At 58.5% G+C, this 25,610-nt stretch carries 22 protein-coding genes; 12 read left to right on the top strand and 10 right to left on the bottom strand.

All coding sequences use genetic code 11. From position 1 onward, the window contains the following. Positions 1–496 precede the first annotated feature (496 nt). Together MNODULE_RS19695 and MNODULE_RS19690 are read left to right on the top strand one after the other, a co-directional pair. Positions 497–2,440, top strand: a complete 1,944-nt coding sequence (locus MNODULE_RS19695; protein WP_168062878.1) for a PhoX family protein — start codon at positions 497–499, stop codon at positions 2,438–2,440. Positions 2,441–3,127: 687 nt separating this feature from the next. Then, positions 3,128–4,582 (top strand): alkaline phosphatase PhoX, encoded by a 1,455-nt coding sequence (locus MNODULE_RS19690; protein ID WP_168062877.1) that lies wholly within the window; start codon positions 3,128–3,130, stop codon positions 4,580–4,582. 107 nt (positions 4,583–4,689) lie between these two features. Here the strand turns inward: MNODULE_RS19690 and MNODULE_RS19685 are convergent, their stop codons facing one another. Beyond that, on the bottom strand, positions 4,690–6,126 hold the full coding sequence (locus MNODULE_RS19685; RefSeq protein WP_168062876.1) for a GGDEF domain-containing protein: 1,437 nt from the start codon (positions 6,124–6,126) through the stop codon (positions 4,690–4,692). A 304-nt stretch (positions 6,127–6,430) separates the two neighbouring features. On the opposite strand from MNODULE_RS19685, the gene MNODULE_RS19680 reads away from it, so the two are divergent. Together MNODULE_RS19680 and MNODULE_RS19675 are read left to right on the top strand one after the other, a co-directional pair. Further along, entirely contained in the window at positions 6,431–6,889 is a 459-nt protein-coding gene (locus MNODULE_RS19680; RefSeq protein WP_168062875.1) for a CBS domain-containing protein, read from the top strand. Between the two features lie 323 nt (positions 6,890–7,212). Next, the gene (locus MNODULE_RS19675; protein ID WP_168062874.1) at positions 7,213–7,413 is read left to right on the top strand and encodes a hypothetical protein; all 201 of its coding nucleotides are present in this window, start codon (positions 7,213–7,215) and stop codon (positions 7,411–7,413) included. Between the two features lie 247 nt (positions 7,414–7,660). Here the strand turns inward: MNODULE_RS19675 and MNODULE_RS19670 are convergent, their stop codons facing one another. Then, positions 7,661–9,142, bottom strand: coding sequence for an MATE family efflux transporter (locus MNODULE_RS19670; RefSeq protein ID WP_168062873.1), 1,482 nt, complete (start codon positions 9,140–9,142; stop codon positions 7,661–7,663). 138 nt (positions 9,143–9,280) lie between these two features. Next, positions 9,281–9,676 (bottom strand): DUF488 domain-containing protein, encoded by a 396-nt coding sequence (locus MNODULE_RS19665; RefSeq protein WP_168062872.1) that lies wholly within the window; start codon positions 9,674–9,676, stop codon positions 9,281–9,283. Between the two features lie 289 nt (positions 9,677–9,965). On the opposite strand from MNODULE_RS19665, the gene MNODULE_RS19660 reads away from it, so the two are divergent. The 3 genes from MNODULE_RS19660 (at position 9,966) to MNODULE_RS19650 (ending at position 13,519) form a co-directional block, all read left to right on the top strand. Beyond that, complete coding sequence (locus MNODULE_RS19660; protein WP_168062871.1) at positions 9,966–11,660, top strand: hypothetical protein; 1,695 nt, start codon at positions 9,966–9,968, stop codon at positions 11,658–11,660. Positions 11,661–11,678: 18 nt separating this feature from the next. Beyond that, positions 11,679–12,539, top strand: coding sequence for a formate/nitrite transporter family protein (locus MNODULE_RS19655; RefSeq protein ID WP_168062870.1), 861 nt, complete (start codon positions 11,679–11,681; stop codon positions 12,537–12,539). Positions 12,540–12,604: 65 nt separating this feature from the next. Continuing rightward, positions 12,605–13,519 carry an aldo/keto reductase gene (locus tag MNODULE_RS19650; RefSeq protein ID WP_168062869.1) on the top strand — a complete coding sequence of 305 codons (915 nt, stop codon included), beginning with the start codon at positions 12,605–12,607 and terminating at the stop codon, positions 13,517–13,519. A 399-nt stretch (positions 13,520–13,918) separates the two neighbouring features. On the opposite strand, the gene MNODULE_RS19645 is transcribed toward MNODULE_RS19650, so the two are convergent. Next, entirely contained in the window at positions 13,919–14,761 is an 843-nt protein-coding gene (locus tag MNODULE_RS19645; protein WP_202882282.1) for an SRPBCC family protein, read from the bottom strand. A 431-nt stretch (positions 14,762–15,192) separates the two neighbouring features. Here MNODULE_RS19645 and MNODULE_RS19640 point away from each other — a divergent pair, with 431 nt between their 5' ends. After that, positions 15,193–15,603 carry a response regulator gene (locus MNODULE_RS19640; protein ID WP_168062868.1) on the top strand — a complete coding sequence of 137 codons (411 nt, stop codon included), beginning with the start codon at positions 15,193–15,195 and terminating at the stop codon, positions 15,601–15,603. Positions 15,604–15,653: 50 nt separating this feature from the next. On the opposite strand, the gene MNODULE_RS19635 is transcribed toward MNODULE_RS19640, so the two are convergent. Continuing rightward, positions 15,654–16,220, bottom strand: a complete 567-nt coding sequence (locus MNODULE_RS19635; RefSeq protein WP_168062867.1) for a hypothetical protein — start codon at positions 16,218–16,220, stop codon at positions 15,654–15,656. 490 nt (positions 16,221–16,710) lie between these two features. On the opposite strand from MNODULE_RS19635, the gene MNODULE_RS19630 reads away from it, so the two are divergent. From MNODULE_RS19630 to MNODULE_RS19615, 4 genes are all read left to right on the top strand, one after another. Continuing rightward, positions 16,711–17,121 carry an Hsp20/alpha crystallin family protein gene (locus tag MNODULE_RS19630; RefSeq protein WP_168062866.1) on the top strand — a complete coding sequence of 137 codons (411 nt, stop codon included), beginning with the start codon at positions 16,711–16,713 and terminating at the stop codon, positions 17,119–17,121. A 38-nt stretch (positions 17,122–17,159) separates the two neighbouring features. Then, the gene (locus tag MNODULE_RS19625; protein ID WP_168062865.1) at positions 17,160–17,633 is read left to right on the top strand and encodes an Hsp20/alpha crystallin family protein; all 474 of its coding nucleotides are present in this window, start codon (positions 17,160–17,162) and stop codon (positions 17,631–17,633) included. A gap of 67 nt (positions 17,634–17,700) precedes the next feature. Beyond that, a complete protein-coding gene (locus tag MNODULE_RS19620) occupies positions 17,701–17,970 on the top strand; it encodes a hypothetical protein (RefSeq protein WP_168062864.1) in 270 nt (89 codons plus the stop codon). 344 nt (positions 17,971–18,314) lie between these two features. After that, a complete protein-coding gene (locus MNODULE_RS19615; RefSeq protein ID WP_168062863.1) occupies positions 18,315–20,396 on the top strand; it encodes a putative bifunctional diguanylate cyclase/phosphodiesterase in 2,082 nt (693 codons plus the stop codon). Between the two features lie 37 nt (positions 20,397–20,433). On the opposite strand, the gene MNODULE_RS19610 is transcribed toward MNODULE_RS19615, so the two are convergent. From MNODULE_RS19610 to MNODULE_RS19590, 5 genes are all read right to left on the bottom strand, one after another. Next, on the bottom strand, positions 20,434–22,122 hold the full coding sequence (locus MNODULE_RS19610; protein WP_202882281.1) for a sensor histidine kinase: 1,689 nt from the start codon (positions 22,120–22,122) through the stop codon (positions 20,434–20,436). A gap of 193 nt (positions 22,123–22,315) precedes the next feature. Continuing rightward, the gene (locus MNODULE_RS19605; protein ID WP_168062862.1) at positions 22,316–22,840 is read right to left on the bottom strand and encodes an SET domain-containing protein; all 525 of its coding nucleotides are present in this window, start codon (positions 22,838–22,840) and stop codon (positions 22,316–22,318) included. 228 nt (positions 22,841–23,068) lie between these two features. Further along, positions 23,069–23,524 (bottom strand): thioredoxin TrxC, encoded by a 456-nt coding sequence (gene trxC / locus MNODULE_RS19600; protein ID WP_168062861.1) that lies wholly within the window; start codon positions 23,522–23,524, stop codon positions 23,069–23,071. Between the two features lie 44 nt (positions 23,525–23,568). Then, entirely contained in the window at positions 23,569–24,072 is a 504-nt protein-coding gene (locus tag MNODULE_RS19595; RefSeq protein ID WP_168062860.1) for a cupin domain-containing protein, read from the bottom strand. Positions 24,073–24,246: 174 nt separating this feature from the next. After that, positions 24,247–25,596: an eCIS core domain-containing protein gene (locus tag MNODULE_RS19590; RefSeq protein WP_202882280.1), complete on the bottom strand. Its 1,350-nt coding sequence runs from the start codon at positions 25,594–25,596 to the stop codon at positions 24,247–24,249. Positions 25,597–25,610: the final 14 nt, after the last annotated feature.

Here is a 25,610-nt window from a genome sequence, read left to right as displayed (position 1 = left end):
ATTGCCTGCAAGCATGGACCCTTCCGAACTGAACCAGCCCTCCGAGGGAGATCCGCTCGTATTTGTTTTTTTCATATTTCTGTTCTTGCTTCGTTTTTATCTTTTTATCTCCGAAAAGTCTATCCCTGTCTCCACCCCGCCCTCAAGAAAATCCGCATAGCGGCTTCCCGGCTTCAAAAAAACTTGGAATTTAACAACAGCCTTTTTTACTCCCAAATTTGTCCGGAAGGCAGTGCAGACCTGAAATCACGCCAGGTGCGCCCGCCGGTTATTCTCTCGCCATCCTCCGATAGACGGCCCAAAAACAGTCGTCTCCGGCCGTATACATCCCCATCCTCAATAATGACGCGATCTCTCTCCGCTAAATTTACGAATACTTAACAAAACCTTGAGCGATCTGAAAACAAAAAGCCATTAGGATGGCGCGCTCGCTACATCCAGAAAAAGCCCGATCCATCACAAACATCAACGCAAATGAAATAAGGAGGAACGTCTAATGAGCGGACATAAGGGGGGAAAACCTTCCGTTCCAACAACAAAAAATTGCGACGAAGGGGTCAGCAATCGCTCGGGTCATCGTCCTTTTGAAGAGATCTTGAAGGCGCGAATCTCGCGCCGAAGCGTATTGACCGGCGGCTTGGCGCTGGCCGCAACCGCCTTCTTCGGCGGCGTCGGCGCTGCCCAGTCCTTTGGCCTGGGTGGAAAGCCGGGCGGCGGCGGGGGCGGCCCCCTCCTCGGCTTCACCCCCGTTCCGGTCGCGGGGGGGGGCGGCATCTGGCCGCGTATTTCGCCGGAATACCAATTCCAGGTGCTGATCCCCTGGGGCGACCCGATCGTGCCGGGCGGACCCGAATTCAAGTGGCCCCCGACCTCGGCCGACCAGGAACAACAGATCGGAATCGGTCATGACGGCATGACCTATTTTCCGATCGATCGGGACGACAAAGATTGCGACGTCGAGGAAGACGAAGATCGCGACCGCTTTTTCCCGCTTTCCCAAGGAAGACCGGGGAGAGGCAACCGGCTCGGCATGCTCGCCATCAACCTCGAGTTCGGCATCAATATCCACGTCTTCGGCAAGCCGATGCCGGAGAGCCTGGAAGACGTTCGGGTGTCCCAACACGCCCACGGCGTCGCAATCGTCAAGATCAAGAAAAAAAACGGCGCCTGGCAAACAGTGAAAAGCAAGAACGCGCGCCGGATTCACATTAACACGCCGATGGCCTTCAGCGGTCCGGCGGCCGGCCATCCGCTGTTGCAGACCCCCAATGGGAATATTCCGTTGGGGACGGCGAACAACTGCGCCAACGGCGTCACCTTTTGGGGAACCTATCTCACCTGCGAGGAGAACTTCAACGGCTACTTCGGCGCCGCCAACGCTTGGGTGCCGACGCCGGCGCAGCAACGCTACGGCTTCAGCGCCAACGGATTCGACTACGGCTGGCATCTGTTCGACCGGCGCTTCGATCTGTCGGACCCCGATTACACGAACGAAGAAAACCGCTTCGGCTGGGTCGTTGAAATCGATCCGATGGACGCCACCCAAAAGCCGGTCAAACGCACCGCGCTCGGACGGATGAAACATGAAGGCGCGACGACGGTCGAAGGCCGTGGCGGCCGGGCGGTCGTCTACATGGGGGACGACGAGGCGTTCGACTACATCTACAAGTTTGTCTCCGACGGCAACTGGAAATCGATGCGCGCGCTCGGCAAGAGCCCGCTCGATCACGGCAAGCTCTACGTCGCCCGCTTCAACGAAGACGGCACCGGCGAGTGGCTGGAGCTGACCATCGACAATCCGGCGCTGGCGGCGCAGTTTGCCGATCAGGGCGAGGTGCTGACCTTCGTCCGAATGGCCGGCGACGTCCTCGGCGCCACGCCGATGGACCGGCCCGAATGGATCACGGTGGGGCCCAACGGCGACATCTTCTGCACCCTCACCAACAACTCCTCCCGCGCCACCCCCAACGCCCCCAATCCGGTGGCGCCGAACCCCGACGGCCACATCATCAAGATCACCGACGGCGACAAACACGTCGGCCTGACGTTCGAGTGGGACATCTTCCTATTGGCCAAGGACACCCGCGGCACCGAGCATGTCTTCACCGATCCGGACGGTGTGATGGCCGATCCCGACGGCCGGTTGTTCATCCAGACCGACGGCGGTCAGCCGAACGGGCTGAACAACCAGATGGTAGTGGCCGACACGCGCACCGGCGAAATCCGCCGTCTGTTCGAAGGGGTCGCCGGCGACGAGGTCACCGGCATCGCCATGACGCCGGACCGGCGCACGATGTTCGTCAACATTCAACATCCCGGCAATGGGAACCCGAACGTCACCAACTTTCCGGTGAACAATCCCGTCCCGGACGGCGAGACCGTGCCGCGCGACGCGACGATCGTGATCACCCGCAAGGACGGCGGCATTATCGGCTCCTGATCCGGAGAGAGGCAACCGCCAAGAGAAAGGATGACATAAAAGTGAAAGGGAGGGAGCCGACAAGCAGCTTCCTCCCTTTTCACCTTCAGACCGAAGGGCGTATCCGTCGGCAAGGAGAAGGAATGGAGCGGAGAAAATGGCCCGCTTCACCCTTTTCCGGTTTTTCGGAGAAGATCCGCTTCAGCGCGTTTTTTCGCTTTCGCTTGCGGAGGAAGCGGAATCGGTCCGGAAAAAATGGACGCGGTTGCGGAAAGAGGGGAATTCGGAAATATTCGGGATCACGACCGGTTCATTGCGCGAAAGGATATGTTCCGTGCTTTGGCCTCCATAACACAGGATGAATAGCATAGAAAAAAGGGATGTCAATTCAATCCTGTAGTTGAAAGACGAAGAAAATGCGGACGAAGCCGGATCAGAATGTGATCCGGTCTCTCTTCCGCGACTGTGCAGACGAACGGCCGTTTAGTCCCTTCTCACGCTTGATTCTCTGTCGAGCCCCCCTTTCTTCCAAGATTTACATCTCATTTACACCTCCTTGATCGGGCCGTAACAAAGCCGGGCTAGAGTGAGACCGAAACAACCCGAGAAAACTGAAAACCGATCGTACCACTTTTGGAAAGAGTTTATAGCAATTTTGGAATTACAAAACCAACCACTCACCATGACACAAAAAAAGGGGGAAATCATATGCTCATCTTGAATAAAAGATGGATGGCCGCGCTGGTGTTGCCGGCGCTGACATTCTGCGCGCTCAGCCTCGGCATCGCAAATGCGGACGACGATCATCGGCAGAGAGATTTCGGTCTCCGGGTCGAACGGATGCTGGAGGACCAATCGAAAGAGCTGTTCGGTTTCAAGAAACCGCTGGAAGAGTCGGCCCCGGAAACGACCGGTCCCTACCGGACGTCGATCCAGTCGGCCTCCGATCAGGTATTGCTTGCGAAAGGTTTGGAAGTCGAATATTTGACCCGAAACGCCGCCAACCTGACCGATATGATGGCCTTTTACCCGGAGAGCAATCCGACCCACTTGATCACCTGCGTCGAGGGGGGGAGAGCGCTTTTGAGCAACGGAAAGTTTAATCCGGCCGTCCAGCGGATTCATCTCGGCACCGGCACAGTCGAAACCATCTTGCGCGGGATGAGCCGCTGCGACGGGATCCGCACCACCCCCTGGGGAACGATCCTCGCCACGGAAGAGACGACCGACGGAGGCGCGTACGAAATCCTCAACCCGCTGACCACCACGGAGCAGACGGTCCTCGATCGGGCCACCGGTTCGGTGAGTGATCCGGGCAACATCGCCAAGCGGACCGCGCTGCCGACCATGGCCTGGGAAGGTTTAATCGTCCTCCCAAGCGGGGTCGTCATCGGAGGGGATGAGCTTCGGCCCGGCACCGGCGTCGCCGACAGCGACGGCGGCGCCATTTTCAAATTTATCCCGACCACCCTCCACACCTCATCGGGTCCGATCGGCAACCTGGGCGACTCGCCGCTCGTCTCAGGGAGTGTGCGGGCCATGCAAATTCTGGCTTCAAACAATCAGTTCGGCCAAGGAGCGGAGGTCGGCCGGGGCCGTTGGATCTCGGTGAATGCGGCGACGGCAAGAACCGATGCCGATGCGAACGGCGCCACCGGCTACTATCGGCCGGAGGATCTCCATCAGGACCCGATCTTCACCGATCCCGCCAACCCCCAAGCGGTTCGCTTCTGTTGGGCCAACACCAACAATGAAGCTTTCTCAAACTACGGCGAGGTCGTCTGTGCAGTCGATGCCGATCCGAATTTACCTTCGTCCATTGTCATCGCCAATCGTTTTGTCGAGGGAGATCCCGATTTCAACTCGTTCGACAACCTCGATTTCCAGCCGGTCACCGGCAACCTCTATGTGATCGAGGATCACGACAACGGCGATATCTTCGCCTGCTTACCCGACGGCGCCGACCGGGACATCAAAACCGACGGCTGCGTGAAGATGCTCTCCGTTAAAGATACTTCGGCGGAGCCGAGCGGCTTTATCTTCAGCGCGGACGGAAAGACGGCCTATCTCTCGATTCAACATAGCGACGACACAAACATGCCTCAGGTCGACGGCTATGGAACGGACGATGTCGTCAAGATCACCGGCTTTCGGGTGAAGTAAGGTCGGAATTCGTTGTCGGTCATTGAGAAGGAGCGGGCGAGGTGGCCCGCTCCTTGCTTTTTGTGCAGATTGTATTCGGAGCCGTCAGACGATCGTTCGGAATTCTCTCAGCGTCTCTTTTCGCTTTCGCTTGCGGAGGAAGCGGAATCGGTCCGGAAAAAATGGACCCGGTTGCGGCCGGCCCGCTTCGCTTCGTAGAGCGCTTTGTCGGCGCGATGAATAAATCCCTCGGGGGTGGGAAGCGTCTCCTCGTTCCCTTTCATTGTGCTGATTCCGAAGCTGCACGTCACGGCAGTATCCTCCGGAAGGAATCTCTCGGCGGCAGTCGCCTCCCGCAGCCGCTCCGCCGCGGCGAGGGCTTCCGCTTCAGCCGTATCGGACATCAAGATGAGAAACTCCTCTCCTCCATACCGGGCCACGGTGTCGTAAGGCCGGACGATGACGCCCAAGAGCCTCGCAAGCCCATTGATCACTTGATCCCCCACAAGATGTCCGTAGCGGTCGTTGACCGACTTGAAGTGGTCGATATCCATCAAAAGGAGGGAGAGAGGCCGGCGCAGGCGGAACGCCCGGTCCATTTCGGAGACCAGAATTTCATTCAGGTAACGGCGGTTGTAAAGACCGGTGAGAGGATCGCGGATGGAGAGACTTTTGATCTCCTCGAACGCCTGCTGTTTTTGAATCGCAATGACGGCCAGCGTCGCCAGCAGCCGGAGGGCTTCGAGCATGGAGGGGGTGAAGGTCCGGGGCTTAAAGTCATCATTGTAGAGGATGCCGACCGGTCCCTTCTCGGAGAGAAGCGGAACGGCGATCAGGGAGCGGACCCCCTCTTTAAGGAGGATCGGGTTGTTGAAAGAGGGGAATTCGGAAATATTCGGGATCACGACCGGTTCATTGCGCGAGAGAATATGCTCCGTCAGTCCCCCGGCCCGGACGGAATAGATCGCCTGTCTAAAAAAATCGGACGAAAAACCTTTGGCCGCAACGAGGAACAATTGCTGTTTGTCTTTGTCAAAAATCGAGAGGGAGCCGGCCGGCATTCCGGTCATCCGGATCCCCCCCATCACGATCGCTTCGAAGATCTGCTGGGAGGTTTCCGACCGGGAAAGCATCTGGTTGATTTCCAAGAGAACCCGATGCTCCGCCAGATGCGCCCGTAATTGGATCTCCTGCTCCTCCAATTCATGAATGACGCTCCAAATAAGAAAGGAGACCTGTCCCGTCACCACATCAAAGGAGCGGGTGGGGATATTGATCAGCCGCGTGTGCATCTGTTGATTCCCGGTCAAATCGAAAACCAGATCGACGTCGATCCCTTGCATGTACTGAACGGGATCTCCGATGAAAACGGGAAGCGCCGCTTCTTGGGCAAGGAGGATGCCGGACGCCTTTGGGTCGATATCGGAGACCCCGACGATTTGCACCCAGTTAAATCGCAGCAGGCGGCTTAAGACCGCCCGCCCGCCCTTCCCGGCCCCGATCAGGAAAATCCTTGTCAGACCTTCTTTATTAACCCCGCTCAAGTTTTTTGTACGCTGTGACATGCACTCCACCCGATGAAGTTATTTACTCGACCGCTCTCGGCAGATCCTCGACAACCTGTTCCAGAAGTTTATCGCAAGCTTCCCTTCTGTCAACCTTCTCTCTTGGGATTTCTTTTTCTAAAAATTGGGTCGATTCCCCATACCGCATCGAAAATAGTTTGCTAACCTAAATGATTGACCGCGTCGTCCTCAAGGTTCTTAACTTAAAGGGTAAGAACCGGTTTGAGTGGTGCAGCGGTCTTTCATTCGGAAGTTATTTATCGGTTGTATTTACCAATGATGGATGATCTGTAAGGAGAAATAAATGAGACGTGTCGAATATATGCTCGGCGGAGAAAACTTTAACAAGATGACCGCGAGCCATTTCATGGAATCCGATGTCCATTGCTTCGTCGAGAACGCATCCGCGGTCCTTTTAATCGACGCGATGACGCGGGGCGGGTTTGGAAGTTTGCCGATCGTCGCGTCGGGGAAAGTGCTCGTCGGCATCGTCAGCGAGTACGATTTATTAAATGCGATCATGGCCGGCAGAGACCTTAAAACACTCACGGCCAAGGAGATCATGACAATCGATCCGGTCACAGTGACCGAGGAAACCCCGGCGGCGGACATCATGGCGATCCTCCAGGCGAAACATTTCATCCGGGTGCCGGTCGTCGATGAGGAAGGGGTGCTCGTCGGCGTTGTCGCCCGGCGGGATATTCTTCTCGGATTTAGAAAGTCGACCGAAAAGGCCCCCCAAATGGCGTTCAATCTGCTTTAAGCGATCCCGCAATGATTCTAAGGCCCTGCTTTCTTCGAAGGCAGGGCCTTTTCATTCCCGGAACCTGACCGGAGCCTCATAAGGATAGAAATGCGGCCTGTTTTTTCTGTAAAAATTTTTTCTTGAGCAGGCCGGGGCGAGTATGTTATATTCGGTTCCGCTCGGCAATCTGACCGCTGAGCGCCTCCAAAAGACTCTCATGGGGGTTGTATTCATGGGGTATATATCTACCCTCATGAACGACGTTCAGAACAAATACGACGGCGCTTCCGGTGGTTCCGTCGGAATGGTCAGATCACTCGTCAGCAACAAGGGAGAAGAAAATGGCTACAGAGACAGGCTCGAAAACGATCGTCGCCCCAGGGATTGACGCCCTTTTTGATATCATGCACAAATATGGGGCAATCATCCTCTTATTCAGCGTCCTGGGATTCTTTGCCTACGTCCAGTTTAACGTCACCACCTTTATTCCAGGCTCCGCTTGGAGCGTTCCGGCCGCCGCCCCCGCGGAAGCGCCGAAGTAACAAGGACGCCCAGCTTGCTCATTCTGTTCGGTCCCAGCGTCTGACGCTTCTTTGATATTCAATGGGCGGGAAGGGGGTCTCCGCTCCCTTCCGCCCGGCGATCGTCAGGCAAAAGACTCAGGGTTGAAGTTCGCCCCGCGCCGTACTTTCCCTCTTTAGACTATCAAGAATTCCTCATCCTCGAAAAAATACAATACCACCTAACCTGCCGCGGCCGGCCTCGTCCGTCTTCAGCCGCCGGAGAATTTCACACTCTCCGGCCCTTCCATCCCCCCCTGCGAAAGAGAAACCCTCCCGCCACCGCCAGGGTGGAATAGGCGGCGGTCACGGCGATAAAGACGCCGCGCGGGCCCATCCCCGCCGTCATCGCCAGCAGGTAAGCCGCCGGGATCTTGAACAGCCAAAAGCAGAAAAAGTTAAGGAGCGTCGGCGTGGTCGTGTCGCCTGCGCCGTTGAACGCTTGAGCAAAGACAAAACCGTAGGCGTAAAAGAGAAACCCGAGCGCCACGATCCGGAGGCAGTCGACGGCGAACGGAACGACCGCTGGATCGACAGTGAAGAAATGAACGATCGGTCCCGGCAAAAGGACAAAAACGACGCTCACCGATCCCAAGAAGACGAAGTTGTAGAAGGCGGCGATCCAGACCGACCGTTCGGCGCGCTCCGGCCGTCCCGCCCCCAGGTTCTGCCCCACCAGGGTGGCCGCCGCGTTGGCGAAACCGAACGAAGGAAGGAGCGCGAAAATGGCGACACGGATGGCAATCGTGTAGCCTGCCAACGCCGCGCTTCCGAAGCCGGACAAGATCCGCACCAGGCCGAGCCAGCTTGCGCTCTCGACCAGGGTCTGCAAGATGCCGAAGGCCGAGATGCGCAGCAATCGAACCGTCACCGAAACGTCGAAACGGAGGTGCCGTCTTCCGATCGACAACGCCGTCCCGGAGCGGGCCAGGTTCGCCAGCTGGTAGAGAACACCGATTCCACGGCCGATCGTCGTGGCGACCGCCGCCCCCGCGACCCCCATCTCCGGAAACGGCCCCCACCCGAAGATGAAGAAGGGATCGAGGACGATATTGATGATGTTCGCCAGCCAGAGCGACCGCATCGCCGCCGCGGCGTCGCCTGCCCCGCGGAAGATCGCGTTCACCAGAAAGAGAAGGACGACGGTGACACTCCCTCCGAGCATCACCGCGGTGTAGCCCGCCCCCTGGCTCACCACGGCGGGGGAGGCCCCCATCGCGGAGAGGAGCTGCGGCGCAGACCAAATGCCGGTCGCTCCAATTGCGGCCGAAATCACCACGCCGGCGCAGATCGCCTGGACGGCGGCGAGGGCGGCCCCTTCCCGATCCTTCTCGCCGATCCGGCGCGCCACCGTCGCCGTCGCCCCCGCCGACAGCCCCATCGCCACCGCGTAGACGACGGAGAGCATCGCTTCGGTCAGACCGATCGTCGCCACCGCTTCCGCGCCGAGCTTGGAGACCCAGAAGATGTCGACGATCGCGAAGAGCGACTCCATCGACATCTCGAGCACCATCGGAACCGCAAGGAGGACAACCGCCCGCCGGATCGGCACCGCGGTAAAGTCCTGCCGGCTCCCGCGGACCGCTTCCCCGAGGGTCGCCCAGACGCCGGCGGACAGCGCGGGCCGGGACGGAGAGGCCGCGACCGGACCGGTCGGACCGGGGGAGAGCAGAAAGAATTTCGCCAAGAAACGCCATACACGATCGATCATCGGTTTGTCTTTCCCATCTTCATTCTCACGACAGAATAAGCGGTCCAGTCTACAACCAACTTCAATCAGGTGCAATACGCCCCTACCGCCGTGATGCGTATTCACCTGTGAGAGGACTTTTCCAGAGGAGGAATGACGTCAAACCTTCCTGCTCAAAATGATCTCTTTGAGCAGATGGCGATGGCACTCTTTTTCTTCTTCCGCGCAATGACAGAGCAATGTCACCGGCCGGCTCTCCGCCAATTTCTTGATCAGCCTCAATGTAAACTTCTGCCCGTGGTTTCGGATGACCCTGTTCCGCCGATCGGCCCCGCCGCTCTGAAACATCTCCACCTTATAGCGGCGCGTATAGGTTTTCCAATCGATCTCTCCGTCCAGAAAACCTCTCAGCAGCGGCTCGCTCGGTCCCAGGTTCGCCATCCAGACGTCGTAGCGATCTTTCTTTATCCCGCGACCTCGAAAGCGGGCCACCAGGATGCGCAAGCCGTCTCCTTCCGGATCGAGGGGGGAATGGATCGATTTCGTCTTCAACATCGCTTTTCAAGCTCCATACAAGGCTTAGACTTATGTCAGCAATGCATCTCGTTTCGCCTACTCCATTGGAGGGCCGAAGACTCCTCCTTCCGTCTGATTGACTCATTCCTGAAAGGTTCCTACCATAGAAATGGGAAGTCATTCGGCTCGAACCAAGCAGGGATTTTGACGCTGAGGACGATGGAGAAGGCCCTTTTCCCGGCCGCCCATTTCGGGAACCCTCGGTCGGAGGACTTCGTCTCATCACGATTATGACTCACCGAAACACGTTTGAAAAGGAGAGATCTTTATGAGAAAGTTGTTTGCGACGATTGGATTGTTGATTTTGCCCCACCTGGCCCATGCGCAAGAGGCGGCGGTCGTTACGCCGGGAGGAGCGGCGATCCTCTTCTCCGGTCCCCATTTTTTCGCCGCGCTTCTGGTCGGAATCGCCCTTGCGGTGGCGTTTCAGCTCGCGCTCACCCACCTTTCGGTGGCGGCCGGCGTCAGCGCCGTCGGACCGGTCGACAAGAGAGAGACCGACACCTCCCCGGATGAGAAGAAAAACAAAGGCGATCAAGGCTCCATGGCGACCGTTCGCAAGATCACGACAGGGTACGGCCTCTGGACACTGGTCACGGCGAGTATCGCCCTCTTTTTTGCCAGCTGGCTGGCGGTCGAGATCAGCTTGACGCCGAGCGCCTTGATCGGCGCGATTTTGGGCCTGACCGTCTGGGGGCTGTTCTATCTGGCGATGACCTATCTTCAGCTCGGGGCGGCCACCTCGCTGGTCGGCTCGATGATCAATACCGCCACCTCCGGTCTTCGCTCCATAGGGGAGGCGGCCTCCTCCCTCTTCGGGACCTCCCCCGAAAAACAGGCGGCCGACACCGCCGCGCAGGTGACCGCCGCGGTGCGGGACGAAATCTTCGGTGAGATGGCGTCGGAGGATGTCCGAAACCGGATGCAGCAGTTCATTCAGGAGCTCAAGCCCAAGCCGATCGACCCCCGGCAGATCCGCGAGGAGTTGGAGCAGCTCTTCAGCGAAACCGAAATCCGGGCGATGACCGTTCACGACGACCGATTGGACCGGGATAAACTGATTGCGTCGTTCGAAACGAAATACGGCTCCCCCGAGCGGAGACGGGAGAAGATGGACCGGGCCAAAGGGGCCGTCGCCACAGTGCAGGAGGAGGCAAAATCGAAAAAACCGGTCGCCGAGAAGGTGGTCGATGCCGGACTGCGCGTGGCCGCCGGCTACTCCAAAGAAGAGGCGGAGCGAACCCGCCGGGAGTGGGAGGAATACTTGCGCACCACCGGCAAAGAAGCGCTCAATCCCGACAGCATCAAGCGGGAAATCGAAACGCTCGTCCATGACCCCAGGAAAGGGGCGGCCCTCCTTCAGAGCCGGGCCAACGAGGCCTTCAACAAATCGACGGTCGTCTCGCTTCTAGAACAGCGGCAGGATATGTCCCACGAGGAGGCGGAGCGGACCGCCGATCGGGCCGAGCAGATCATTCGGGAGTTTCGCCAAAGGGGGGGCGGGGTCCAGGAAAGTCTGAGCGCCCTCCAGGAGAGCGCCGTCGCCCGGGTGCGGGACTATCTCGACTCCGCAAATCGCCCCGACCAAAAGTACGGCGGATTGCGCGACGACTTCATGCTTCTCTTCCGAGACCCGAAAGGGGGCGCGGAGGCATTGGCCGATCGCCTTAAATCGATCGACCGGGAGACCCTTAAATCGACCCTCGCCTCCCGCACCGATCTTTCGGAGGAAGATGTCGAACACATTCTCAACCAGATCGAATCGACGCGCGACAAGGTGGTCGGCAAAGCGGAAGAGATGAAGGCCGAGGTGGAGCGCCGGATGAACCGGCTGAAAGAAGAGGCGCTGAAACAAGCCGAAGAGACCCGGAAGGTCGTCGCGGCCGCGGCATGGTGGACCTTCATCACCGCCGTGGTTTCCGGCGCGGCGGCCGTGGCGGGAGGGATCGTGGGAGCGGTGTAATGCAAAAAAGAGAACGGAATGCCTTCCATTCCTGAGAAGAAAAAAGAGGAGAGTCGCCGACGAAAAGATCCCCTCCAGCTGACACGGTCGGAAGCGAGGGAAACGGAACGACGGATGGCCCTCCGCGCCGCCGTCGTCCACAAAGCGATCCAGGCGGAAGGAGAGGAGGAACTGCAGCGCTCCTCTCCTGCGCTTGCCTGGTCGGGTCTCGCGGCGGGGCTCTCGATGGGCTTCTCACTGGTGATGGAGGGTCTGCTTCGCGCCCACCTCCCCGACGCGGAGTGGCGGCCGCTGTTGGCCAAGCTCGGTTATCCGGTCGGGTTTCTGATTGTCGTCTTAGGACGCCAGCAGCTTTTTACCGAGAACACGCTCACCGTCGTCCTCCCCCTCCTTCAACGGCGCGACGCCGCCACCTTCAAAAACGTTATGCGGCTTTGGGGAATTGTTCTTTTGACGAACTTGACCGGAGCCCTCCTGATCGCCTGGGCAGCCGGAGAGACCAGGGCCTTTCAACCGGAAGTCCGAACCGCCTTCTCGGAGATCGGCCGGGAGGCGATCGCCCCCGGTTTCCGGAGCGTGCTGGTGCGCGGAATCTTCGGCGGATGGTTGATCGCCCTGATGGTCTGGCTTCTCCCTTTCGCCGAGGCGGCCCGATTTCATGTTATTTTTCTGATCACCTATCTGGTCGGACTGGGCGGATTCAGCCATATCATCGCCGGTTCGATCGAAATGTTCCACCTGGCGATCACCGGCCTCGCCTCTTGGGGAGAGGTGCTCGGCGGGTATATTCTCCCCGCCCTTCTCGGGAACACCATCGGCGGGGTGGCGCTGGTCGCCGCGATCAACCATGCCCAAGTGGCGGCGGATAAGTCCGGTTGACCGACATACAATCTCATGTTAAATAATGCCGTCCCAAAAACCCGCTCCGGACTTCAGAGAGACAGATGATCCGATTCACAAGACGCGACCTGCTCCGGATGATCGGAATCGGCGTGACCGCCTTCGCGGCCGGCGGGGCGGAGCCGCCGCGCGAGCCCCCTCTCCTGACCCGCCGCATCCCCTCTTCCGACGAGAGCCTCCCGGTGATCGGCCTCGGGACCTGGCAGACATTCGACGTCGGCGACTCCCCCGCGGAGCGGGCGCCGCTGGAGGAGGTTCTCCGCGCGTTCGTCGAATTAGGGGGGACGCTGGTCGATTCTTCGCCGATGTACGGGAATGCCGAAGCGGTCCTCGGCGACCTGGTCGACAAGCGGGGCCTGCGGCCGCGGCTCTTCATCGCCACCAAAGTCTGGACCTCGGGGAAGGAGGCGGGCGTCGCGCAGATGAAAGAGTCGATGCGGCTGCTGCGGGCCGACCCGATCGATCTGATGCAGATTCACAACCTGATCGATGTGCAGACCCACCTCGAAACGCTGAAGAAGTGGAAAAACGAAGGACACGTCCGCTACACCGGCGTGACCCATTACACCGCGAGCCGTCACGACGACGTGGCGCGGATCATGGCGTCTCAGCCGATCGACTTCATCCAGATCAACTACTCCGCCGGCGAGCGTGAAGCCGAGCGGCGGCTCCTCCCGATGGCGCTGGAGCGGGGGGTGGCGGTGATCGCCAACCGGCCGTTTGTCGGCGGCGAAATTTTCCGCCAACTGCGAAGCCGGCCGCTCCCGCCGTGGGCCGCCGAAATCGACTGCGGCAGTTGGGCGCAGCTTCTATTGAAATTCGTGATCTCTCACCCCGCGATCACCTGCGCGATCCCCGCCACTTCCAAAGTAACCCATCTCCGCGACAACATGAAAGCCGGCGCCGGCCGGCTCCCCGATGAAAAACTTCGAGCTCGGATTGCCGCGGAGGCGAGCTAAATTTCGCTCATTGAACACGCACGCGCGTCGCATGGTTCACTTCGCTCACGATGTGAGCAGAAGCGCTTCGCGCTTGATGGATATCGGCACATTCCCCGCCCCTTGGGGGATGGGTTAGACGCGCGAATGTGCCGATTACAATAAGGCGAAGCCTCCGCCCACATCGTTCGCGCAGCGAACCATACAAATAGATTCGTCTCCATTCGGGTCGAAGATTCCCCGCTGCTTGCGGCGGGGAATCTTCAATCGGATGTGTTGAAGTGCAACTAACTTATGCCTACTCTTCACGGAAATACTCGTTTTATATCCTCCATACGACAAAAATAAAAGGGGTGGCCGAAAACGGCTACCCCTTTCAGTTGAAGACGAGATGAAGCATTGCGAAGAGGCAATACGAGGTTAATTCCCATCCTCGCGAGACTTATACGACTTGTCGGTGCCCAGCATGATCTCGCCTCCCTCCACCGCCTCTTTAAAGTTGTTCAGATCGTCTTCGATCTTCCAGGCCGGATCTTCGCCGAAGAATTCCGCGACCGCCGCGCCGATCTCTCCGCCTGGAGGATCATATCGCATTGAAACACGCAGTTCGGTCTGCCCGTCTCCCGCTTTTTCGAAAGAGACCGTCCCTTCGTTCGGCACATCCGCGTCGGCCAGCGCGCGCCAGGAGATCGTTTCATTCTTTTTGTCCTCGGTGATCTCCGCATCCCACTCGATCGGAACCCCGGCGGGGCCTTTTGCGATCCAGTGCGAGCGTTTTCCGCGAGTCTGGGTGACCGATTCCAGGTGGCTCATGATGAGGGGAAGATTTTCAAAATTGCGCCAGAATGAATAGATCTCCCCGGGCGATTTGGCGATGACGATCCTTTTTTCCACCCGGATCGGTCCGTCTTTGCTTCTGAACTGCTCAATTCTACCCTTGAACTCCTCGGCCCACCCTTGCGCCCACCCCTTGGCCCGGTCGGCCAGCGTCTGGATCCCTTCGCTAAAACGCGCGGTCGGGATGGCGGCGTCGATGTTCAGCGGGCGATTCATCATCCCCCGATAAAACAAGGTCCCCGCCGCGCCGACCATCAGAGCATCCGCCAACGACACCTTCCGAAGGTAATAAAGGAGGAGTGCGCCGCCGCCGACGACCGCTGCAATCTGTTCGATATTGTTGACCTTCATCCCCGCGGCGTAAGACTCGCCTCGGGAAAGATCGGCCGATTTCTGTTTCGCGTGACTTTTGTTTTTAGACGACATACCCATCCTCCTCGTTCTGACCCATTCAGAATTTTCAAACCGTGGTTCCTAAAGGCGTTAAGATTTCGGTTTTCTTCATTTTGCCGGAGATGGAAAGGATACCCTCCTCCGGATTGGGAGGAGACAGTGACGGACTTCCCTTTCCTGGTATTAGGATAACGTTTCAGCCGAGGCAGAGTCCATGCACCTTGCGGGTTAATACAAACGGGTGATAAGGCGGAGGCGGTGTAGGTCGGCGTAGAATGGGAATCCGGTTTCACTGGACGGACTTCAGCGGCTGTTCTTCATCATCAATGGAATCAACGGATATTGGAATTAGCATTTAGACTATTATAATTAATACACATTCTCCTTCTGTTCTTTGGATTCCGAGTTATGCTACGATTTTAGGGATAGCCAACTTCGGTCCTCTCTCATATAACAAGGCTAAAATGAGCTTCGAAGAAAAAATAAATATCTTGTTGGTGGATGACAAACCCAACAATCTTATGTTATTGGAAGCGATTCTGGAGTCCCCTGAGTATCATTTGGTGAAAGCCGCCTCCGGGATGGAGGCATTAAAATATATACTCAAGGAGGATTTTGCCGTCATCCTTCTCGATGTGATGATGCCGGAGATGGATGGATTCGAGACGGCGAAGCGCCTCAAACAACGAGATCAGTCAAAAGACATTCCGATTCTCTTTGTCACCGCAATGGACCCGGAAGAGGCGATGTTCAAAGCCGACTTGTCGGGGGCGGTCGATTATCTCTTCAAACCCTTTGATTCCGACACCTTAAGGTCTAAAGTGGCGCTATTCGTCGATTTGCACAAAAAGAATCGGCTGCTCTGGCGTAAGTAAGACGCACGCAGAGAGAGCGTCCCGCCGGACCTTCGCCCGGCGGGAGACGATCAACCTCGATGTGCATCCATGACCCGCCCTTCTTCATCCACCTCCAGGGCGACGCGGGTCCCTGGCTGTACACCGTTTAATTTCGTCAGCACCGGGACCTTCACCTCGAACGCCCGGGTCTCGCCTCTGTCAAGCCGGAGGGACACTTTCTTCCCGAGCGGATCAAAGGAATCAAGCGCGCCTCTTAAGATTTGATGTTGATGGCCGGCCGCCATTCTCCCGGCCGATTCGATCGTTTTCGCAACCGCCTCCTGTTTGTGGATGTCGATAATCAGATTTCCTTCATCGATTTCCAACGTCAAAAGGTCTCCCTTCTGAATCCAGGGAATTCCCTCCTTTTTCGCTTCCTCGATCGGGAAGCTCCGGGTGGTCCCTTCCTGAGTCTTCACGTAGACCAACCCTCTGTTGATCTTTTGGACCTCTCCGATGATCGTTCGATGGATCGCCTGGCTTTCAGGCTTTAAGTGAGGTCCGCCGTTGAAGAGATCCCCTCCCTGCGCCGAGAGGGGCGCCAAAACAATCGCAAGCAAGAATAGACAGATTGAAATTGGTTTGAGCCACTTCATAGACAACACCTCCTTTAGATGGAACGTTGAACTTTTATCCGAAACACCCCACTGCCTTTCATGCTCAACCGGAACAATCCAAGCGGCACAGGACCGCTGTCCGGTCTGGGTGTTTCTGAGCGGAGATATAATCGCCGCACAAATCGAGTCAAGGGGGGAACAGCGGCGCATGGCTCTCCCCTTGACATCTTTTCGTGGAGATTTATATCGGAGGCATGAGGGGTGGGAGGATACTCCCTACCAGAGGAAGATCTTAAATTTTTGGTCGCTCTCCGGCTCCAATCCCTCTCGCGCATCATCTGCCGGGATTTCTCTAAACAGCCCGGCAAAACAGGGGCGTCAGGTGCCCGGCGCGGATCGTCCGGAAGCTTCGTCTATCCTCTAAACCTCTCTCCCCCTCATGGCTCAGTAAAGTGGAAATCCTTACCGCCCGGTGTCGCAATCCGCCGCAGAAGCGCCGCACCGGCCTAAAATGAGGAGGTGATTTGCCATGACGTCTCTTAGCGTAAAACCACTTGTCGATTTAGCAGAATTAACCGATCCCCTCTTTCAAGAGGGACAGGCCGATTTGGTCTCTACCTGGAGCCCCGCGGTCGATGTCTATGAAGATGAGGATCATCTCAATATCGTCGCTGATTTGCCCGGCGTCGATCCCAAGTCGATCGCGATAAAGGTCAAAGGGGACCTGCTCTGGTTCGGGGGAGAGCGGAAACTGAGCTACGGCGGAAATACCAAATTCTTCTCCGCCGAACGTGCCGGCGGCCCCTTCTTGCGAACGGTCCTGCTGCCGGCCTATGTAAATACCAAGGAAGTGAAGGCCCATTGTGAGAACGGGGTCCTCTCGATCACCTTGCCGAAGAAAGCGGAGGCGAAACCGAGGCAAATCGTGATCGAAGGATAAATAATTTAACTGTGTCCATTTTAACAAGGAGGTGTGCGATGGCTTTCGGACAATTGTTGCCGCGACGGCGCTCCCGCGTGCCGGGAGCATTGAATTCCCGTCGTGAGATGGAGAATATCTTTGAGAATTTCTTCAGAGACTTTCGAGATTTAACCGGGTGGGATCGCTCCCCTTTCGGAGGCGTCGCGTTGCCTTCGATCGACATGTATGAGGAGAAGGACCGTTACGTGGTGAAGGCCGAAGTCCCCGGTTTTGACAAGGACAACATTCACATCTCGCTCGCCGATCATACGCTTCAGCTCCGGGGGGAAGTCAAGCAGGAAGAGGAGAAAGAGGAGCGGAATTATTACTATAACGAGCGCTGCTACGGAAGCTTCTCCCGAGAGATCCCCCTCCCCTCGGCGGTTAATCAGGATCAGATCCGGGCCACCTTTAAAAATGGGATCCTCACGGTGGAGCTGCCGAAATCGAGCGAGGCGATGCCGAAGGAAATTAAAATCGAAACGAAATAATGTTTCTGCGGACCTGATGCGGCGCGGTGACTGCGCTTCTCTCAAACCGAAAGGAGGTGAGCGTGCAATGTGGCCGATGAAGACCTTCCCTGCTCCTGCAGGCAAGTCCTCCCCGGGCCTCGGGAGCGTCCGCAATGTCGGCGGAAGAGGAAGTGAGAAGGTGGGTGGATGGAGACAGTGGATGGCCGATCAATGGTCCCAATCGATTGTCGCCCCCGGACTCGATCTAGTCTATGAGGGAATGCACCGGTATGGCGCTTCTCTGACCCTCTTTGGCTCACTGATCCTCTTCGCCTGGATGCTCTGGACCATGGACTACAGCCTGCTTGGAAAGTAAGTTTTCAGCCGGAGCGAATCGGCGTTTTCAGGCGCCGATTCGCTCTTGTTTAGGCCTCGATCTTATTTTTCCACCTTCTTCCCTGTAGTAAAAAACCGCTCCTATTTTTGATCTTGGTAAAACAGCGGTGAAAGATATCTTCCAACCAACGGCGGTCCCTTCCGATTAATTCCATATCATCAACGGCGCGCGTCTCACTCCTGAATGGTATACTAATCGGCATCAATCCGCGCCCTCGCCTCTTGAATCGAACACGAGTGATCCGACCGGGTCTATTTCGACAGAATCCACGAAATCACGACGGCGCGACAGAAGATCCAAATAACATCCACTGAGAGGTAAACATGGCCTTACCGATTCAGATTCATACCCTTATCGTCGAAGACTCCGAAGAAGATACCGAGCTGCTGTTGCGGGAACTTCAGAAAGGGGGGTATGACCCGATCCATGAACGGGTTGAAACGCGGGAATCGCTGCAAGCGGCGTTGGACAACCGTCGGTGGGACATCGTCTTCTCCGATTACACGATGCCGCAATTTAAAGGAACGGAAGCGCTGGCCCTCTTGAGAGAGCGCGGGAACGACACCCCCTTTCTTTTCGTGTCGGGGACGATCGGGGAAGACCGGGCCGTGGCGGCGATGAAGGCGGGTGCCGATGACTACATCATCAAAGGGAATTTAAAACGGCTGATTCCCGCCGTAAACCGGGAGCTGCGTGAAGCCGAGGTGCGGCGGGAGCGGAAGAAAGCGGAGGAAGCGCTTCAGGAGAGCAATCAGACCCTGGAGGCGGTCGTCCAGTCGTCGCCGCTCGCCATCATTGTGATCGATCCGACTGGAAATGTTCGGATGTGGAATCCGGCCGCCGAGCAGATCCTCGGCTGGAGCGCGCGGGAGGTCCTGGGACGTCCGATCCCCATTCGCCCGGAAGAGACAAAGAAAGAGACCCGGGACAGGGAGGTGAAGCGATTCGTCAACTTGGAGCGCCGGTATAAAAGGAAAGACGGCGTCTTGATCGACACCAGCATCTCCACCTCCCTTCTCTGCAACAACAAGGGAGAGATCAGCGGCGTCATGTGGATCATCGCCGACATCACCGAGCGCAAGCGCGCGGAGGCGACGATCAAACAGATGGCCTATTACGACACCCTGACCGCTCTTCCCAGCCGAACCCTTTTACACGACCGGCTGCAGCAGGCGATTCCGGCCGCCGCCGATGAAAATAAATCGGTCGGCCTGCTCCTTCTTGATTTAGACCGCTTCAGAGAGATCAACGACACCCTGGGGCACCATCGGGGCGACGCGTTATTGCAACAGATCGGGCCGCGGCTGCACGCGGTCCTGCAACCCTCCGATACGATCGCACGTTTGGGCGGGGATGAATTCGCCGTGATGCTCCCCCGGATCGATTCCGAACAGGCGGCCCTCGCCGCGGGCCGGCTTCTCAAAGCCTTGGAGAAGCCTTTTTTGATCGAAGGGATTCCGATCGTGATCGAGGCGAGCATCGGCATCGCCCTCTCGCCGGAGCACGGCGAAAATCCCGACAGCCTGATTCAGCACGCCGACATCGCCATGTATGTCGCCAAGGAGAACAAAAAAGGGGTCGCCCTTTACTCCTCGAAGGTGGACAAACACAGCCCGCGCCGCCTCGCCCTCCTCGGAGAGCTGCGCGAGGCGATTGAGAACAACCATCTCTTTCTGGTCTATCAGCCCAAGATCCACCTCTGGACCCGACGGGTGATCGGGGTGGAGGCGCTGGTCCGCTGGCAACATCCTCAGTACGGTGTGATCCCCCCCGATCAATTCATTACGACTGCGGAACATTCCGGACTCATTCAACCGCTCACCCTTTGGGTGGTGAAGACCGCGCTCGCTCAATGCAAGATTTGGCAGCGGGAAGGGAAGGCTCCCAATGTGGCGGTCAATTTATCCGCTCGGAACCTTGAAGATCCGAAACTTCCGGATCAAATCGCGGAATTGTTGGAGGCCAGCGGCGTGGGATCGGCCTCTCTGAATCTGGAAATCACCGAAAGCGCCCTGATGGTCAACCCCGCGCAGGCGATGGAGACCTTAACCCATCTGAACAACATGGACATTCAGCTCTCGATCGACGATTTCGGCACCGGGTATTCCTCTTTAGGGTATCTGAAAAAGCTGCCGGTCCATCAGATCAAAATCGACAAATCGTTCGTGAAGGAAATGGCGACCGACGAAGAGGATGCCATCATCGTCCGCTCGACGATCGAGCTCACCCACAATCTCGGCCTCAAAGTGGTGGCGGAGGGGGTGGAAAGCGAAGAGGTGCTGGAAAAACTCGCCGCGCTCGACTGCGACGCGGCGCAGGGATATCACATCAGCCCTCCCCTTCCCCCGTCCGAGCTGAATGCCTGGTTCACCGATACGGCGCCGGCCAAAGGATGGAATCTGTGAAAATCAACGAGGATGAAGCAGGATTTGGAACGACGGATTAGGAGTGCAATTCCATCCGCAGGCCCGTTTCTCTCGATTCATCAAACAAATTCTTTGGCAACGAAAAATAAAAAACGGCCCCTTGATCGACCTCTCCTTCGGCCCAGGTCCGGCCGCCGTGGCGGTGGACGATCCGGCGGACGTTGGCCAGCCCGATGCCGGTCCCCTCGAACTCGTCGGCGCGATGCAGCCGCTGGAAAACGCCGAAGAGCTTGCCGGCATATTTCGGGTCGAAACCCGCGCCGTTGTCCCGAATAAAAAAAATGTCCTCTTCCCCTTTCGAGGTAACGCCGATCTCGATTTCGGCCCGGGCGCGGGTTCGGGTATACTTCACCGCGTTGCCGATCAGATTGGTCCAGACCTGCCGCAGCAGGGCGGCGTCCCCCTCCACCTCGGGAAGGGGCCCGATCGTCCAGGCGATCTCGCGCCCGCCGACATCCGGCTGCAGTTGTTGAATCACCTCCTGAACAAGGCGATCAAGCCGGACCCTGCCGATCCGCATCTCGGTCTTTGCCGCCCGCGAAAAAAGGAGGAGGTCGTCGATCAAGGTCCCCATTTTCTCCGCCGAGCGGGTGATGGTCTGAATGTAACGCCGGCCCTTTTCGTCGAGTTGCCCCTCTTGATGTTCTTGCAGCATTTCGACGAATCCGCTGATGTGGCGCAGCGGCGCCCGCAGGTCATGCGAGACGGAGTAGCTGAACGCTTCCAATTCCTTGTTCGCCGCCTCAAGCTGCGCCGTTCGCTCGGCGACGCGGCGCTCCAGATCCTCATTCAACGCCCGCACTTCCCCTTCCGCCGCCTTGCGCTCCGCATCCGCCCGGTCGATCGCCCCCCCGATGATCCGGGAGAGCTGCGAGACAATCACGCTCATCACGAAAACGGAGACCAACGCGAGCAGCGCCGCCACCATCGCCGGATTCGCAACCTTTTGGAGACTGAGGGTATTGAGCCAGCCGGCGACCAAAATGACCCCGACCGTAAAAGGGAGGAAGACCCGCATCAAGCGCGCCTGGGTAGACCGGCCGATCCAGGAGCGGAGCGGCCAGACGCCGGGGCCGCAGACCGCGACAATCCCGATGCCGAGAACCAGAAAAGCGATCGCCGTCGTCAGGGCCACCGGGATGACCGTGCCGCCGTAAAGAAGCGGGGTTCGATATAAATATCCCAGAATGACGACCGAGCCGACCGACACCACCCCCGTTGCGAAGACGGCGGCCATGCCGCGCCGGCGCGGCTTCTCCGCGGAGGCGGTCAAGGCGAGAAGAAGCGAGAAGCCGGCGAGAAGGAAGTTCGCCGCCGTCACGGGAGACATCCGTCCGATGAGGACCGCGCCGAACTTCTCGGAGCTGCTCACCAGCCACTGATCGATATTGATTTGGAAACCGAAAAGATGCTGGCCGAGGGTGAGGGCGGCCAGCATCAACACAAGGAGGCTCGCCCCCTTTCCAAACGTTTGCCCCGGCGGCCAGGCGGGACGATGCACGCGGATGAGGAGCGCGCTCCCCAGCAGCATAAACGCGAGGGCGGTGTTGGGGGCCATCGGGATATACTCCAGCCGGATGCTGGCGAGCAGATGAAACCGGATCATCCAGCCGAGCAGGGCGACGCCGCCGATGGAGGCGGCGATCCATCCGCACACGTGCGCCGCCCGGCCGAACGGATCGATCGACTTTGTTTCTGATTGCATGGAGGCCTCTTCAAGGGGGGAAGAATTCGATCCAAGTATATCGGGAGAGATCGATCTGTCAATTTTAGGCGGGTGAGGTCGGGACGCTGTCGCAGCAGATCAATTAAGAATGACGAATGAGGAATTGAATTCTTCATTGCTGATGGGGTCGATCAAACGTTTGATTCTAAAAACAGACGCAGGCGGGTCACCTTCATGATGGGTCGTCTGATTCGGTCTCTTCCTCGCGCGGGGCGAGGATTGTTTTGCGGCAGTTTGGCGTGCCGCATTGGCAGGCGTATCGTTTCTCCGCTTCCGGGTCTTCTTCCCCGTCTCTTTCGTAGGCGTAATCGAAGAAGAGCTCTTCCCCGGCGGCGATATCCCGGATCGCATCGATAAAGACCCGGCCCTCTTCAACGACCGATTCGCAGTTGGGGTCGCAGGAGTGGTTGATGTACCGGGCGTCGTTCCCTTCGTGGGTGGCGTCGATCACGGTCTGCTCGTCGACGGCGAAGAGATAGGTGTGGTGCCGCTCCATTTCGATGTCGTTGTAGCGGGCGTCCGCTTGCGCGTGGGTGATCCGCTCTCCGGTATATTCGATGATCCGCGTTCCGCTTGAAATCGGCCGGAGGGCGAAGGCGCCGGACCCCTGGATTTTAGAGGAGCGGATCTCGAACCAGGGACGGGTCCGTTGGCGCGCGCTTTTTTCGGTTGCAATCTCGTTTGGTTCGACCAGCATAAAGAGGCGGCTTTCTAGAATCCCTTCGAGTGGGCCGGCCGACGCAATGACTCATCCAATCAGGCGGGGTAATCCCTACTTCCGAGGTCGATTCTGTTTTTTATATGGGTTTGAGTGATCTCCGACCGAGCGGTTACAGCAGCGAAGTCTAACAAAGAGTTTCTTTTTTGTAAAGAAGAACGGAGAAGATCCTTCGAAATTTCGGCGTGTCTTACTTGACAGGGAATCTCAGACGGCTTTACTTTGCCCCCCGATGTTCCCTTGGACCCACTTCGCAATCGCCGCCGCGTTCATCGCGCCCGACTGGCGCGCGACTTCCCGCCCGTTCCGAAAGAGGACCGTCGTGGGAATGCCGAGGATGTTGAAACGCGCCGCGAGGCCTTGCTCTTTTTCCGTGTTCACCTTCGCGAAGCGCGCATGGGGCTCGAGCATCCCGGCCGCCTTTTCGAATTCGGGGGCCATGATGTGGCAAGGCCCACACCAGGGGGCCCAGAAATCGACGACCACCGGGATGTCGCTGCTTGCGATCTGGCGCGCGAAGGCGGCTTCGTTCAGCTCCACCGGACGGCCGGTAAAGAGGGGCTGATGGCATCGGCCGCATTTCGGCCCCTGGCCGAGACGCTCCGGCGGGACGCGGTTGGTGGCGTTGCAGTGGGAGCAGACGACGCGAAGCGGGGCGCTCATGGAAGATTCCTCATTGAAAAATCCGTCATGATGGCATCCAGCGGTCACTTCCTCAGACGCGGGTCGTCCTCAGGATCGACATAGTTGATTACCCACGGACCGACGGAGGTGAGCTGAATGACCGTCTCCCCTTCGGCGATAGCGTAATGACGCGTCTCCGGCGGCAGAGAGGTATAACTCCCGGCCTGGAGCGGTTCCGCCGCCTCTCGATTCAGCGTCTCACCGGAGCCGAGGTGAAACACGCCGGAAATCACCGTCACCCGCTCCACGTTCGGATGCCAGTGCGGCGAGATGAAATAACCGTCCGGCATCTTGATCCGCAGGGTGAAGACCTCCTGCTCGCCGGGATTCCCCTCCAATACGGCGAACTGCGCCCCCGGTTCGAGAGACGCGGGCGCATCCTTCCATTCGATCTTTCCGGGCCGATAGGTCAGATGATGCTCCGGCCCCTTATCGACGATTCCGGCCGCCGGTTTCTCCTGAGCACTCGGCGCGCCTGTGGCGAGTAAGACCGATAGCATGATTGCGATGAGCAGATATGGTTTCATCTTCTCTCCTCCCCTCGTTGCGATTTCCTAAAAGTCGTTTTTTGACTTCCTGACTTCAGGTTAAATCCGACCGCGACGACGAGTCAATAATAGGATCGAAGTAACCTTATCGGATGGCGTCTTTCATCGGGCGGTTCGCGCCGCCCATGGCCGATCCTTTTACCCTCTCTTAGATCAAACGAAATTGTAATTGCAATCGGGGTAGTCGCTCTGCAGGCGCTGGAGCCAGCGGTTGAAATAAAACTGGCGCAGCCCCATCCCTTCCCCCATCAGGTCGCTTCCGGCCACCGGCCGCCCGTGGATGTCGGGCCCGGTGTACTGATACTCCGCCTCCGAGCTTCGCGCGATCCCGGCGATCCCCCGCCCCGGGTGCTCCAAACCGATCGAATGCCCGAACTCGTGCACGGCCGGCGTTTGGCCGCCGGACGATCGGACATCGGCCTCGTCTAGGAAGCCGAGCTCGTCGGACGTGGTTCCCGCGCTCGACCGATGGAACGTGCCGGTCGGGTTCGCGAACACGGTCGTATTCCAGTCGCCGGAGCGCGAATTGATCCCCCCGCGCCGCGCCGTGAGGTCGACGCGCGGCGAAAACCCGGTGCCGTGACAGGGGCAAGCGGAGGTCCACAACCCCATCAGGCTGCTGTAGCTGCTCGCGGAGGGGGTGATGCGGTAGGGGTTCGCGTTGAACGTCGTTTCGATCGCGCTCTTGAGCTCCGTCATGAAGGTCTCCTCCCGCGCGGGCGTCCACCCGTGGCTCGATGAGGCCAAGAAGGCGAGCGAGGCGGTGTAGTGGGCGGTGAGGGTGCAACGTGACGCATCCTCCGTGTAGCTCAGGCGCTGGATCGCCGGCCGGCCGGTGCTCCCTTGCTGGACCACATGCGCCAGCTCATGCGCCAAGAGCCGTTGCCCCCGGTCGGTTTGCGGCGCGTATTGGCCCGCCCCGAAGACCAGATCCCTTCCCACCGTATAGGCGAAGGCATTCACCGCATGGGCCGACGCCGCCGCTTCCGCGCCGGTATGGACCCGCACATGGCCGAAGTCGTACCCGAAGCGCGGCTCCATGAAGGCACGCGTCGCCGGATCGAGCGGCCGCCCCGCGGAGCGAAGCGCCGCATGGACGATCGGCGGCGCGGCGGAAGGCCCGGCCGGATCGGCCCTCTCCCGTTTCATCGAGAGCTTTTCCTCCGCGGCGCATTTCGGGCAGGGCCCCTCCCCGCCGGCGCAGGGGGCGCATTTTTTCTGCAGCCGCTCCCCCTTCGAATCGGAGAGCTCGCCGGCCGCTTCGTCCGGCATCCGCATCACCGCTTCGGCGATCCGGTCGGCCTCCCGTTCATCGCTGTCGCCGGGAGCGCTGACGGCGAGCTTCGTCCGAAGCCGCAGGGCGGCCTGATTTCCGATCTTCTGTTGCAGGAGAAGGAGAGAAGCGAGGTGATCTTCGGGAACGGAGGGGGTTCTGTCCGGTCCCGCCGGGTGGGAAGATGTTTTTTTCTGAAGTCCCGTTTGACTTTGTACGGTGGTTCGCACGCGCGCTCTCTGAT

The sequence above is a fragment of the Candidatus Manganitrophus noduliformans genome, assembly GCF_012184425.1.
GTDB lineage: Bacteria > Nitrospirota > Nitrospiria > SBBL01 > Manganitrophaceae > Manganitrophus > Manganitrophus noduliformans.
This window is presented reverse-complemented; position numbering and strand designations above follow the sequence as displayed.